This is a genomic window from Methylovirgula sp. 4M-Z18 (assembly GCF_037890675.1).
In the GTDB taxonomy this organism is placed as follows: Bacteria; Pseudomonadota; Alphaproteobacteria; order Rhizobiales; family Beijerinckiaceae; genus 4M-Z18.
In genome coordinates this window covers 2,212,318-2,226,348 of record NZ_CP149574.1, presented here as the reverse complement: position 1 = coordinate 2,226,348, position 14,031 = coordinate 2,212,318, and the positions used below count along the sequence as shown (strand labels likewise).

The 14,031-nt window shown below is 61.1% G+C and carries 10 protein-coding genes; 7 read left to right on the top strand and 3 right to left on the bottom strand.

The genetic code is table 11. From position 1 onward, the window contains the following. Positions 1-7: 7 nt before the first annotated feature. The gene (gene mdoH, locus V9T28_RS10340) at positions 8-2,239 is read right to left on the bottom strand and encodes a glucans biosynthesis glucosyltransferase MdoH (RefSeq protein WP_116398880.1); all 2,232 of its coding nucleotides are present in this window, start codon (positions 2,237-2,239) and stop codon (positions 8-10) included. Beyond that, positions 2,227-3,759, bottom strand: a complete 1,533-nt coding sequence (locus tag V9T28_RS10335) for a glucan biosynthesis protein (RefSeq protein ID WP_245423857.1) — start codon at positions 3,757-3,759, stop codon at positions 2,227-2,229. Before V9T28_RS10335 ends, mdoH begins: the two co-directional genes overlap by 13 nt. A 211-nt stretch (positions 3,760-3,970) precedes the next feature. On the opposite strand from V9T28_RS10335, the gene glmU reads away from it, so the two are divergent. From glmU to V9T28_RS10315, 4 genes are all read left to right on the top strand, one after another. Beyond that, positions 3,971-5,350 (top strand): bifunctional UDP-N-acetylglucosamine diphosphorylase/glucosamine-1-phosphate N-acetyltransferase GlmU, encoded by a 1,380-nt coding sequence (glmU, locus tag V9T28_RS10330; protein WP_116398878.1) that lies wholly within the window; start codon positions 3,971-3,973, stop codon positions 5,348-5,350. 112 nt (positions 5,351-5,462) lie between these two features. Further along, complete coding sequence (gene glmS / locus V9T28_RS10325) at positions 5,463-7,289, top strand: glutamine--fructose-6-phosphate transaminase (isomerizing) (RefSeq protein ID WP_116398877.1); 1,827 nt, start codon at positions 5,463-5,465, stop codon at positions 7,287-7,289. Positions 7,290-7,513: 224 nt separating this feature from the next. Then, complete coding sequence (gene glgX / locus V9T28_RS10320; protein WP_116398876.1) at positions 7,514-9,631, top strand: glycogen debranching protein GlgX; 2,118 nt, start codon at positions 7,514-7,516, stop codon at positions 9,629-9,631. A 192-nt stretch (positions 9,632-9,823) separates the two neighbouring features. Continuing rightward, positions 9,824-10,543 carry a DUF502 domain-containing protein gene (locus tag V9T28_RS10315; RefSeq protein WP_116398875.1) on the top strand — a complete coding sequence of 240 codons (720 nt, stop codon included), beginning with the start codon at positions 9,824-9,826 and terminating at the stop codon, positions 10,541-10,543. Positions 10,544-10,556: 13 nt separating this feature from the next. Here the strand turns inward: V9T28_RS10315 and queF are convergent, their stop codons facing one another. After that, the gene (gene queF / locus V9T28_RS10310; RefSeq protein ID WP_116398874.1) at positions 10,557-11,018 is read right to left on the bottom strand and encodes a preQ(1) synthase; all 462 of its coding nucleotides are present in this window, start codon (positions 11,016-11,018) and stop codon (positions 10,557-10,559) included. A 163-nt stretch (positions 11,019-11,181) separates the two neighbouring features. On the opposite strand from queF, the gene eno reads away from it, so the two are divergent. The 3 genes from eno (at position 11,182) to V9T28_RS10295 (ending at position 13,993) form a co-directional block, all read left to right on the top strand. Continuing rightward, positions 11,182-12,465: a phosphopyruvate hydratase gene (gene eno / locus V9T28_RS10305; RefSeq protein ID WP_116398873.1), complete on the top strand. Its 1,284-nt coding sequence runs from the start codon at positions 11,182-11,184 to the stop codon at positions 12,463-12,465. Positions 12,466-12,582: 117 nt separating this feature from the next. Further along, a complete protein-coding gene (locus V9T28_RS10300; RefSeq protein WP_116398872.1) occupies positions 12,583-12,765 on the top strand; it encodes a hypothetical protein in 183 nt (60 codons plus the stop codon). Between the two features lie 157 nt (positions 12,766-12,922). Then, the gene (locus V9T28_RS10295) at positions 12,923-13,993 is read left to right on the top strand and encodes a Ppx/GppA phosphatase family protein (protein WP_245423855.1); all 1,071 of its coding nucleotides are present in this window, start codon (positions 12,923-12,925) and stop codon (positions 13,991-13,993) included. Positions 13,994-14,031 lie beyond the last annotated feature (38 nt).

Here is a 14,031-nt window from a genome sequence, read left to right as displayed (position 1 = left end):
GCCGTGATCATGGACGCGGGCGTATGGACCGGACTTCGGCGTCGGCACTCGTGGCGGGCAGGCGGGCGAGGACGTCGATCAGAGCGCGGTCGTGTAAGACAACCATGCGCTCCTTGGGCTTCAGCCACGCCACGGCTTCGGTCAGGTCGCGCGCGTCGTTGAGCTTGGCCTCCGCGACCGCCCGCTCCGTCTCGATGTCGCCGCGCCGACGCGGCTTGGAAACCGGCAAGAAGGCGTCATGAATGTCGCGGAAGGTGGGATCGTCGTGAATCACCGCGAGCCCATCCGCGTCGTCGAGCCCCAATTGGGCAAGTTCTTCCGCAAGCGCATTGGCGCGCACCGCGATCGGTGGCGGCACAAGCTCTTCGGGCGTGGTCAAGAGCCCGAGCCGGCGCAGGAAGAGGCCGATCGATTTCTGCCCGCTCGCCCAGGAAATGAAGATGGCGAGGACGAGGCCGGCGATCGTCGGCGACATCCAGGCAACCAGAGACGGCGAGATCATGAGGCCGGCGATTAGCGTCACGATGCCCATGGCGACATGTGAGCGATGGCGCCGCACGATATCCGCGAAGGGAATCGATCCGTCGTCGCGGCGCTGCGGGTTCCATCCCGTGTCGCGGCCCGAGACGATCTGCATCACCGAGCCGGTCTGGATCAGCATCATGATCGGGGCGAGCAGCGCCGACATTACGACTTCCACGACGGCGGACAGGCACAGGGCTAGGACGCCGCCCGCGCCGCGCCGCGTTTCGCCGTCAAAAATGGCGACGATTAGGCCGAACAGTTTCGGCGCCAGCAGGATCCCCATAGTCGTGCCGAAGAGTTGCAACGCGCGTACTGCGTCGAACCGCGGCCAGGCCGGGAAGAGCGAGAAATCGCTGGTGAAATATTCGGGCCGGATATAACTCGCCTGAATCACGATGATGATACCGACTAGCAATTGCGCCATCCAGAAGGGCGAGGCGAGGTAGCCCATGATGCCGGTCGCGAAATGCTGGCGGGTTGCAAGATGCAGGCCCTTCGCTGGCAGGATGCGCAGATGCTGCATGTTGCCTTGCGCCCAGCGCCGGTCGCGCGCCGCGACATCGATCAAGGATGGCGGGCTTTCCTCATAGGAGCCGCCCAGCGCCGGCAGCATATAGACCGCATAGCCGGCGCGGCGGATGAGCGCCGCTTCGACGAAGTCGTGGCTTAGCACGTGGCCGCCGAACGGCGGCCGCCCGGAGAGATTCGGCAGGCCGCAATGGGCGGCAAAAGCCGCGGTGCGGATGATCGCATTGTGGCCCCAATAATTGCCGTCACGGCCCATCCAGCAGGAGAGGCCGGCCGCGATCACCGGCCCGTAGATTCGGGCGGCGAACTGCTGGACGCGGGCGAAAAGCGTATTACGGTTGATGACCAGCGGCAGCGTTTGGATGATGCCGCTGTCGGGATCGGCTTCCATCGCCGCCGCGAGGCAGACGATCGAATGCGCGGTCATCAGGCTGTCGGCGTCGAGGACCAGCATGTGATCGTAGGCGCCGCCCCAACGGCTAACGAAATCGCCGATATTGCCGGCCTTGCGCGCGGTATTCTTCGGGCGGTGACGGTAATAGATCCGCGCATCGGGGCCGAGCCGCTGCCGCATGGCGAGCAAGGCGCGCTCCTCGGCGATCCAAACATCGGGATTCGTCGTGTCGGATAGGAAAAAATAGTCGAAATGCTCGCCGAGGCCCGTAGCCTGGACATCCTCGTAAATCGCCTGCACGGCGCCGAAAACACGGCTCGGCGCTTCATTGTAGATCGGCATCACGATGGCGGTGCGGCCGTTCAAGGTTTTCGGCATGGGCGGCACTTTGCCGCGCCCTGACAGGAGCCAGAAGAAGCCGACGACGCCCGAGGTGAAGGCGAGGGCGATCCACGAGAAATTGATGACGAAGAGAATGAGCAGCACCCACTGCAGCAACGTCACGCCGCCGATGTCGACCACTTGGTACATTTGCCATGCGCCATAGGCAGTGAGGGCCAAACCACCGATAAAGACGACGAACCGTGAAAACCAAGGCGAGCGCGCAAGGTGCGGTGCCTGCCGCTTGCGACGGCTGGCGCGGGCGAATTGGGAGAAACTCTGGACCGGCATCTCAAGCGCGGACTCAGGCGGCATCGCCTGGGTCAAGGCGTGCGCGTCCTGCTGGTCCTGCGGTGTTTCGCGGAGCCGGTCCGATGCTGGGATGGGTGCGAGGCTCGTCAAGGCGTCCATCGATAAAGCCAAGTCTCACTCATTGGTTTGCCGCCGTTCTCCAGCACAAGGCGGAGTTCGGCAAGGGTTTCACTGCCCGGATCAAGATCGAAACTGACCCGGAAGGTCTTGGTCTCGCGTGAGGGAAAACTCCTGACGTTCGAGATCGTGCCGGCGCCCGCCCACAGATTGGCCTTGATATCACCACTCTGAGCCGGGTCACCTAAAATATCACCGGCGAAATCGACCATAAAGCGGCGACGTTTGCCGGCCTTGCCGCTGCGCGCGCCGGTCACATGCGCGAGCGGCGGTTGCGCGGGTGGATGCCAGCACCAGAACTGGCGATAGGCAAATTGCGTTTCGCTGTTGGCGGCGAGCACCTGTTTGGGCCGCCAATAGGCTATAATATTCTGGTTAACTTCGAAATCCGACGGAATTTCGATCAGAATGACCGAACCTTCGCCCCAATCGCCGATCGGCTCGATCCACAAGGAGGGGCGGCGCTCCCAATGCTGATCGTCGTCCTGGAACCGCTCGAAATTGCGGTCCCGCTGCAGAAGCCCGAATCCTTTGGGGTTTTGGTCGGCGAACACCGAAATCTGTAGGGTTTCGCGGTTCGAGACCGGCCGCCAAATCCACTCGCCATTGCCCTTTTCGATTTGCAGGCCGCTCACGTCATAGACATTCGGGCGGATATCTTCGGAATGGTGCCGGTCCAGGCTGCCGAAGAGATAGCTTGCCTGCATGAGGGCTAGGCCGAAATGGTCGATATCGACTCGAGGAATGAGCGTGCATTCCGTGTCGATGATTGTGGCGTCGCCGGGATGCAGGGTAAAGCGATAAGCCCCGGTAACACTTTCCGAATCCAACAGTGCATGGATGACGAGGGCGTTGGCGGCCAAGGTCGGTTTTTCGATCCATACGGCGCGGATGACTGGAAACTCCTCGCCTTTGACTCCATCCGCGGTGCGGATCGCGAGCGCCCGGGCCGAAACGCCATAGGCTTGGCCTTTAGCGAGGGCCCGGAAGAAGCTGGCCCCTTGAAAAATCGCCACGTCGATCGCCGGCGCATTGTCGCGCGGCTGCAGGACACGGAACCCGGAAAAACCGATGTCTGCAATATTCAGCGGGGGCTGCAAATGCCCGAAATCAAAGTCGCTGGCCTTGTAGGCGAGCCGCTGCACCGTTCCGTCCACGACGAGATTGATCTCCATCGGCGCCGAGAAAATATAGCCGCGGTGGAGGGGCTCGATCTCGAAGCCGACATTGTCCTTGACCCATTGTACCGCATCGGGCTTGGCGCGGAGGCCGACATATTGATCATAGGTGAGATCGGTAAACGGCTCGGGCAAATCGGTCGGGGGCGCGACAAATGGCTTTTTTGCAAGCTCGCGCGCCTGTTCCACCAAGTGGGTCGGATCAAATGCAATAGGTTGCGCCGGAGCAGGCGGGGTCTGCGCTGAGGCTGGGGAGAAGAGAGATTGCGTCATCCCGGCAGCAAATGTGGCAGCGGTCATTTTCAGGATAACACGACGTTCCATCATCAAATCAAGAAACCTGCTTTGGCTCGTTCCATCGGCTCTTCAGGTATCCTTTGGCTGGAACTTGCAAATTCGCAGTATATAAGGATAGCCACACACCGCCGTTTGTCTCTATAGCCTATCAACCAGATTGGCGAGCTTGTTTTTGACGCCTTCGGGGCAAAATGAGCGACGTAGTTCTATTTTCACCAATGACGTGAATGGAAGCTGAATGACCGATCACGACCAAGTGCCCCGCCGCTCCTGTTTGGCGATCATTCTGGCGGCGGGCGAGGGAACGCGTATGCGTTCGGCCAAGCCCAAGGTGCTCCATCAGGTCGCGGGCCTGTCCCTGCTTGGCCATGTGCTGAAGAGCGTCGCGGCCTTTGAGGCCGATGGGCTCGCCGTGGTCATCGGCCCGGATCATGACAATGTGGCCGCCGAAGCGCGGCGCTTTGCCCCGGATGCCGAGATTTTCGTGCAGGCGGAGCGCAAAGGCACGGCGCATGCGGTGCTCGCCGCCCGTGACACACTGGCGAAGGGCTATGACGACGTCATCATCGCCTTCGGCGACACGCCGCTCGTCTTGCCGGAAACCTATCGTCACATGCGCGCGCTGATCGCGGGCGGCGCCACGGTCGCGGTGCTGGGGTTCGAAGCCAAGGATCCGACGGGCTATGGACGGCTTCTGGTTCAGGACGGCGACCTGATTGCGATTCGCGAGCACAAGGACACGAGCGAGGCCGAGCGCCTCGTGAAGCTGTGCAATGGCGGCATCATGGCGCTTGACGGACACCGCGCACTGGAACTCCTGTCGCAGATCCGGCCGAATAATGCACAAAAAGAATATTACCTCACCGATTGTGTCGAAGTGGCTCGCGCCAAGGGCCTGCGATCCCGCGTGTTCGTCGTGCCAGAAAGCGAAGTCATGGGCATCAACGATCGTGTGCAGCTCGCCACATGCGAGGCTTTGTTTCAGGCGCGAAAACGCGAACGGGCGATGCGCGATGGCGTGACCTTGCAGGCGCCCGAGACGGTATTTTTTGCGCATGATACAGAGATCGGCCGCGACGTGACGATCGAGCCCAATGTGATGTTTGGCGCAGGCGTCAAAGTTGCCGATGGCGCGGTAATCCACGCCTTCTCGCATCTGGAGGGCGCGACCGTCGGCCAAGGTGCGACGGTCGGGCCCTTCGCCAGGTTGCGGCCCGGCACCGATCTCGGGCCGGAGGTCAAAATCGGCAATTTCGTCGAGACCAAAGCAGCCACGATCGGTGCGGGCGCCAAAGTCAGCCATCTTTCCTATATCGGCGACGCGCGGGTCGGGGCGGAGGCGAATATCGGTGCGGGAACCATCACCTGCAATTACGACGGCTATTTCAAATCGCTCACCGAGATCGGTGCGCAGGCCTTTATCGGCTCGAATTCTGCGCTGGTCGCGCCGGTCAAGATCGGTCGCGGCGCCTATGTCGGCTCAGGATCGGTCATCACCAAGGACGTGCCCGATGATGCGTTGGCGGTCGGGCGCGGCCGGCAGATCATGAAGGAGGGGTGGGCCGCGTCGTTTCATGCGCGGCAGGCCGCGGCCAAGGCGCAAAGCCACAAAAAGTGATGATCGCGCTTTTTTAAGGCTGTCACCGGATTTCACCATTCGTGATTTCACGCGCGGGCGGGATTTTCTTAAAGCTTGATCAAAGAGTTGAATTGAACGGAGCATCAGTCGCATGTGCGGAATTGTCGGAATTGTCGGAAAAGCGCCCGCGGCGCCTGAGATCATCGAGGCGCTGAAACGGCTTGAATATCGCGGCTATGATTCCGCCGGCATCGCTACGTTGGAAGATGGGCAACTGGCCCGTCGGCGAGCCGAGGGCAAGCTGAAGAATCTCGCGGCCAAACTCGTCGCCGAGCCGTTGAAGGGACATATCGGCATCGGCCACACCCGCTGGGCGACCCATGGCCGCCCGACCGAAAACAACGCCCATCCGCACGCCTCCGGCAAAGTCGCGATGGTTCACAACGGCATTATCGAAAATTTCCGCGAATTGCGCGAAGAACTGCAGGGCAAGGGGCATAAGTTTGCGACCGAAACGGATTCAGAGGTCGTCGCCCATCTCGTCACCGACGAAATGAATCAGGGCAAGGCGCCGGCCGACGCCGTTGCTGCTGCATTGCCGAGACTGCGCGGCGCCTTTGCCTTGGCCTTCCTGTTCAATGGGGAGGACAATCTTCTGATCGGCGCGCGGCAGGGCGCTCCCCTTGCCGTGGGCTACGGCGACGGTGAAATGTATCTTGGCTCGGATGCGCTGGCGTTGGCGCCGTTCACCGAAATGATCACCTATCTGGAGGATGGCGATTGGGTAGTTCTGACTCGCGACACGGCAGAGTTCCGTGACGCCAAGGGCCGTTTGGTCAACCGCAAGAAGATCAAGAGTCAGGCAAGCGCCTTTCTGATCGACAAAGGCAATTATCGTCACTTCATGGCGAAGGAGATCCACGAGCAGCCGGAAGTCGTCGGCCGCACGCTGGCGCATTATCTCGACATGGCGGCGGGCAGAGTGCGGCTGCCGTTCGACCTTCCGTTCGACGCGTCAAAGGTTTCACGCATCACGATTTCTGCCTGCGGCACAGCCTATATCGCCGGGCTCGTGGCAAAATATTGGTTCGAAAAATTCGCCCGGATCATCATCGACATCGATGTGGCGTCGGAGTTCCGGTATCGCGAAGCGCCGATGGAAGAAAGCGGCGTCATGATCGTCGTCTCGCAATCGGGCGAAACGGCCGATACGCTCGCGTCGCTGCGTTATGCGAAAGATCATGGCCAGCACATTATTGGCGTCATCAATGTGCCCACATCCACGATGGCGCGCGAAAGCGACATTGCCGCATTGACTCTTGCCGGGCCCGAAATCGGCGTTGCCTCGACCAAGGCTTTCACGTGCCAATTGGCGGTCCTCGCCTGTCTTGCGATCGCTTTCGGCCGCGCGCGCGGCGTGCTCAGCGAAGAAACGGAGCGGCGGCTCGTTGCGGAACTCATCAACACACCTGGTCTGATGGCCGAAGCCGCGAAGCGCGAAAGCATGATCGAAATGATCGCGCATCAGCTCACCCATACCAACGACGTGCTCTATCTCGGTCGGGGCACATCCTATCCGCTCGCGCTCGAAGGCGCGCTGAAGCTCAAAGAACTTTCCTATATTCACGCAGAAGGTTATGCGGCGGGCGAGCTCAAGCACGGGCCGATCGCACTGATCGATGAGACCATGCCCGTCATCGTCATGGCGCCCTACGATCCGTGGTTCGAAAAGACCGTGTCCAACATGCAGGAGGTGGCGGCGCGCGGCGGCAAGATTATTCTGATTTCCGACAGCCGCGCGGCGCTAGAGGCCTCGCTGGACGTCATGGCGACCATCACCATGCCTGAGATGCCACCGGATTTCGCCGCCATCCCTTATGCGGTGCCAATGCAGATGATCGCCTATCATACCGCCGTCCTGATGGGGAAGGATGCGGATCAGCCCCGCAACCTCGCCAAGAGCGTGACGGTCGAGTAGGGAAGAAAATCGCTTCTTTCTCCTGTGTGGAAATAATAAAGTTCTTTCCTGTCGCAATGATCCTGTCATGGCGCGATATTTCAATGGTATCCAGGTTGTTTGGATACCAATGAAACGTGCGAAGCCGGGTCAGCCATCGGATGGGAGCCACCGCAAGGTAGGGCTCGTTGCAGAGGGGTGCCGTGGCTTTGGACACGGCATCTCCCGGAAGGAAGGATGGCGGCATGACCTATCTGGGTAGGACGAGAATCCGCGAGGGCCATCCGCATCCGCGCGGGGCGATATGGGACGGATCGGGCACCAACTTCGCCCTGTTCTCGGCCAATGCCACCAAGGTCGAAGTCTGCCTCTTCGATGCGAGCGGCGAGCAGGAGGTCGAGCGCATCGAACTGCCGGAATTCACCGACGAGATCTGGCACGGCTATCTGCCCGATGTCAGTCCCGGCATGCTCTACGGCTATCGCGTCCATGGTCCTTATGAGCCGGAGGCGGGGCATCGCTTCAATCCCAATAAGCTCCTGCTCGATCCCTACGCCCGCTCGCATTTCGGTGCGCTGACCTGGAACCCGGCGGTGTTCGGCTACACGCTGGGCGAGGGCGACCTTTCCTTCGACGAGCGTGACAGCGCCCCCTTCATTCCCAAATGCATGGTGGTGGACACGCGCTTCGACTGGCCTGGCAATCGCTCGCTTGTCCCCTGGGACCAGACGATCATCTACGAGACCCATGCAAAGGGCTTCACCCAGCGCCATCCCAATATCGCTGAGCACCTGCGGGGCACGTATGCCGGCCTTGCCGCTACCCAATCGCTGCAGCACATCAGGGGGCTCGGCGTCACCACCGTGGAGCTTCTGCCCGTCCACACGTTCGTGGACGACGACCATCTGCTCAACCGTGGCCTCAGAAACTATTGGGGCTACAATTCTATCGGCTTCTTCGCGCCCGATCCGCGCTATGCCGCCGATCCGCAGAACGTGCTGGCCGAGTTCAAGCAGATGGTGGCGCGCTTCCACGATGCTGGGCTCGAGGTCATCCTCGACGTGGTTTACAATCATACCGCGGAGGGCAACGAGCTTGGACCGACCCTGTCCTTCAAAGGCATCGACAACGCTTCCTATTACCGGCTGATGCCCGATCAGAAACGTTATTACATCAATGACACCGGCACCGGGAACACGGTCAATGTCAGCCATCCGCGTGTCATTCAGATGGTGACGGACAGCCTGCGATACTGGGTGAACGAGATGCATGTCGACGGTTTTCGCTTCGACCTCGGCACTATCCTGGCGCGCGATGTGGACGGCTTTAATCCCGAGAGCGGCTTCCTCAAGGCGGTGGGGCAGGATCCGGTGCTGGAAAACGTCAAGCTGATCGCCGAACCCTGGGATGTCGGTCCGGGCGGCTACCAGGTGGGAGGCTTCACGCCGGGTTGGGCGGAGTGGAACGATATCTATCGCGACACCGCTCGCGATTTCTGGCGTGGCAAGGCGAGACCCGCCGCGCTAGCCCGGCGCCTGTGCGGCTCGCCTGACAAGTTCGACCATCGCGGCCGCAAGCCTTGGTCGTCGGTGAACTTCCTCACCGCCCATGACGGCTTCACCCTGCGCGATCTCGTCTCCTACAACGAGCGCCACAACGAGGCGAATGGGGAGGAAAACCGCGATGGCAGCGCCGACAACCGCTCGTGGAACTGCGGCGTCGAGGGGCAGACGGACGATCCTGGCGTCAATGCGCTGCGCGCGCGCCAGCAGCGCAATATGTTGGCGCTGCTGCTGCTGTCCCAGGGCACGCCGATGATCCTGGCCGGGGACGAATTCGGCCGCACCCAGCAGGGCAACAACAACGCTTATTGTCAGGACAGCGACATCAGTTGGGTGGATTGGGGGCTTGCCGAACGGAACCGCGACCTTGTCGATTTCGTGCGCCGCCTCATGCAATTGCGACGCAAATACCCGATCTTGCGCCGCTCGCGCTACCTGATCGGCGAGCGCACCAACGAAGCCATCGATGTCCGCGAAGTGACCTGGATTCACCACGGCGGCGAGGAGATGACCAGCGCCAACTGGGACGATCCGGCAGAGATTCCATGCTTCGGCATGATCCTGGATGGCCGTGCCCAAGCAAGCGGCATCCGCAAGCGCGGCTCGGACGCCACCTTGCTCGTCCTTATCAACGCCCATCATGAGCCCGTGCCGTTCCGGCTGCCACCTTGCTATGACGGCTCCGCCTGGAGGCGACTGCTCGCCACCGACGATCCGGACCTGCCGGAAGCCGATATTGGCGTCGGCCAGATCTGTGACGTGCAGGGCCGTTCGCTCGTCCTATTCGAGCGGGTGGATTAAAGGCGAAGCAGATTTTCTTTGCATGGCTTTGCACATCGCGCTATTTGGCCCGGGATATGCTTTCGAGGCGCGGATGCCTCTAGCTCGATGCGCGTCTTGCAGCGGTCACAATCTTAAGTTGCATTGCGGACGCCAAATCGCCATGGTGCCGCGAATTTGAGGTGGCCCCGTCGCGATATAGTGGAAGAGCGAATGTCTTTCAACGACCCCCTGCATGACGATGTCAAACCGGTCAGGACCGGTCTTGGCGCTCGGCTAAGAGCTTATTTTTTCACCGGAATCGTCATCGTCGGGCCTGTCGCCGCGACGGCCTATATCGCCTGGTGGTTCATCGATACGGTCGACCATTGGGTGACGCCGATTGTCCCGCGCGCCTTGCTGCCCGACACTTATTTGCCCTGGCATGTGCCCGGCATCGGCGTGATCATCGCGCTTGTCGGCCTCACACTGCTTGGATTCCTGACCGCCAATATCGCCGGGCGGACACTGGTGCGGCTGGGCGAGCGGATTTTGAGCCGCATGCCCGTGGTGCGCGGGCTCTACAAAAGCCTGAAGCAGGTGTTCGAGACGATTTTTTCGCAATCGGGAACAAGTTTCCGCAAAGTCGGGCTGGTGCAATATCCGATGCCGGGCTGGTGGACCCTGGTTTTCATCTCGTCGAAACCCGGCCCGTTGGTCTCGGGCTACTTGCCGGAAGGCGAAGATTTCACGTCGATCTTCTTGCCTTGTACGCCCAACCCGACCACCGGCTTTTACATCTATCTGCCGACCAAGGATGTGATCGAAGTGCCTATGTCGCCTGATACGGCGGCCAAGCTCATCATGTCCGCCGGCCTCATTCAGCCCGAAGGGCAGGCGATGCTGGCGGGGCTTGCCCAGAATGCACGCAAGCCCAGCAACGTTCCTGCTTAGGCCAGGGTGCGCCTCATCCGCGCCCGCGGTATGATGCCACACCCTGATCGGGCACCCAGGTGCCCTTCGGCACGGTCCCGGTCTGCCAGAACACGTCGATCGGAATGCCGCCGCGCGGATACCAATAGCCGCCGATGCGGAACCATTTCGGCCTCAGCAATTTGACGAGATCCTTGCCGATCCGCACCGTGCAATCCTCGTGAAAGGCGCCGTGGTTGCGGAAGCCGAGCAGATAGAGCTTGAGGCTTTTCGACTCGACCAGCCAAGCGCCCGGCACGTAATCAATGACAAGATGGGCAAAATCCGGCTGATTGGTCACCGGACAGACGGATGTGAATTCCGGCACCGTGAAACGCGCTACGTAATTGGTTCCGGCTTGCGGGTTCGGGACGCGCTCCAGGATCGCTTCATCGGGATGGTCGGGCATTGCGACGCTCTGGCCGAGCGCATGCAATTGCTTCGTGGATTTTGCCATATCGCACCTTAACAAGGTCAGGAAGAGTTCTGGGCAGAACCGATAAAGCGCCTGTGTCCAAACGGCAAGATTGTCATCAAAGAGTCACGCGATTCGAGGCTTTGACTCCGCGACGCCTTCGCGTACAAAAGCGCGTCGTAATCGCCGTTCAAGTGAGGATGTAATGACAGCAATCGTCGATATTGTGGCTCGCGAAATCATGGATTCCCGTGGCAATCCAACGGTTGAAGTGGATGTCATTCTCGAAGACGGTTCCATGGGCCGAGCCGCAGTGCCCTCGGGCGCTTCGACCGGTGCGCATGAGGCGGTGGAACTGCGCGACGGCGACAAGGCGCGTTTCATGGGCAAGGGCGTGCTCAAAGCGGTCGAAAGCGTCAATCGCGATATTTTTGAGGCGATCGGCGGCCTCGAGGCCGAGGATCAGGTCAAGATCGATGAAACCATGATCGCGCTCGACGGCACGCCGAATAAGGCGAAGCTCGGCGCCAACGCCATTCTCGGCGTATCGCTCGCCGTGGCCAAGGCCGCGGCCGAAGCGTCCGGTCTACCGCTCTATCGCTATATCGGCGGCACCCAGGCGCGCGTGCTCCCCGTGCCGATGATGAACATCGTCAATGGCGGCGTGCATGCGGACAATCCGATCGATTTCCAGGAATTCATGGTGCTGCCGACCGGTGCGCCGAGCCTGAAGGAGGCGGTGCGCTGGGGCTCGGAAATCTTCCACACGCTCAAGGGTGCGTTGAAGAAGGCTGGACATAATACCAATGTCGGCGACGAGGGCGGCTTTGCGCCCAACCTGCCTTCGGCGGAGGCCGCGCTCGATTTCTGCGTTAAAGCCATCGAGGCGGCGGGCTTCAAGCCCGGCCAAGACGTTCACCTCGGCCTCGACTGCGCTTCGACCGAATTCTTCAAAGATGGCGCTTATGTCTATGAAGGTGAAGGTAAAACGCGTTCGATCCAGGAGCAGGCCGAGTATCTCGCCAAACTGGCCGCGAGCTACCCGATCATCACGATCGAGGACGGCATGGCCGAGGACGATTGGAAGGGCTGGAAGATCCTGACTGACCTCATCGGCACAAAAACGCAGCTTGTCGGCGACGATCTGTTCGTCACCAATGTCACGCGTCTGGCCGACGGTATCAAGCAGGGCGTCGCCAATTCGATCCTGGTGAAGGTCAATCAAATCGGGTCGCTCACCGAGACGCTCGCCGCGGTCGATATGGCGCACCGCGCCGGCTACACCGCGGTCATGTCGCACCGCTCGGGCGAGACCGAGGATTCGACCATTGCCGACCTAGCGGTCGCGACCAATTGCGGCCAGATCAAAACCGGCTCGCTGGCCCGTTCTGACAGATTGGCCAAATACAATCAGCTCATCCGCATCGAAGAAGAGCTCGGGCCGCAGGCGGTTTATGCCGGGCGCGCCGCGCTCAAGGCGCTGCGGTAAGGATCGGCGCAGGGCGCGGGGATTGCTTCCCGCGCCCTCATCTTTTGTTTACCTTGTTCATTCACGCGATATTCAGCGGCGCGACGCGAAGATTTGGCTGATGCTGGAGGGTATTCGATGTCCAAGATCCGTATTGCTCTGATTTCGTCACTGCTTCTGAGCGCCATCGGTCTCTCCGCCTGCGCTCCCGCACCGTATTATTACTACGGCTATCATCGTCCCTACTATTATGGCCCGGTCGTCGTGGGGGGCTGGGGTCCTGGCTATCGCTATGGCTACGGCGATTATCGGCACTGGTAATGCGCGGGCCAAAAGTAACCAAGTCATGAATCCCCTGTAATTCAGCTTGGCAGATTCGTCATAGCATTGTTACACTCCCCGTGAAGTGCAGCCTGGGCGCGTCCGCGCGATGGGCTGGTTGCGCCAACCCGGTTGGCGCCGAGGGGAGTTTGGAGTGGTGGCGCAGCTTGCAGGCGGGGACGAGGTTCAAACCGCGCCTCAGCCTCATGGCGATTTCTATCCGCAACCGGGGCGCCGGAGCGACCCGCGGATAACTTACGCTGCGCTTGATCTGGGCACCAACAATTGCCGTCTGCTGATCGCGCGTCCATTTCACGAAGGCTTTCAAATTGTTGACGCTTTTTCGCGGATTGTGCGGCTTGGCGAGGGCCTGACGCAGACCAATAGGCTCGGCGAAGCCGCGATTTTACGCACCATCGCGGCATTGCATATTTGCCGGGACAAGATGGAAGCGCGCCATGTGATGCGCGCCAGACTCATCGCCACCGAGGCCTGCCGCGCGGCCGAAAACGGCGAGGATTTTATCGACCGCGTCTATGAAGAGACAGGCCTCGACCTTGAAATCGTCGATCGTGAGGCCGAGGCGCACTTGGCTGCGGCCGGTTGTGCGGCCCTCGCGGATGAGCGCGCCGAATCGATTCTCTTGTTCGACATCGGCGGCGGCTCGAGCGAGGTGGTTTGGCTGAACCGGGCCGAGGATGGCCACGACTGCGGCAATTTGCGTGGACGGGTCAAGGATTGGGTGTCGCTGCCTGTCGGCGTCGTGAGCTTGGCCGAGAAATTCGGCGGCGTGGAAGTTTCTCCCGGAGTGTTCGAGGCGATGATCGCGCATGTCGAGGAGGGGCTGGCCAATTTTGCCGCGCGCCTTTCACGCGAGCGCCGGTGCCAGAATTTCCACCTCCTGGGGACCTCCGGCACGGTCACGACCCTCGCCGGCGTGCATCTCGGGCTTGCCCGATATGACCGTCGCCGTGTCGACGGCCTGTGGATGTCCCGTCTGGAGGTCGATGCGGCGATGGCGTATTTGCGCGCCATGTCCTATTCCGACCGGGCGCAGCACGGCTGTATCGGACCCGACCGCGCCGACCTCGTGCTTGCCGGTTGCGCCATTTTCGAGGCGATCCGGCGGGCCTTTCCGGCGCGCCGCGTGAGGATCGCCGATCGCGGCTTGCGCGAGGGGCTCCTGACGCAGATGATGCACGCGGACCGGGCGCGGCAGAAGCGATAAAGCATTTTCCAGAAAAGTTGCTCGACTTTTCGGCGGCC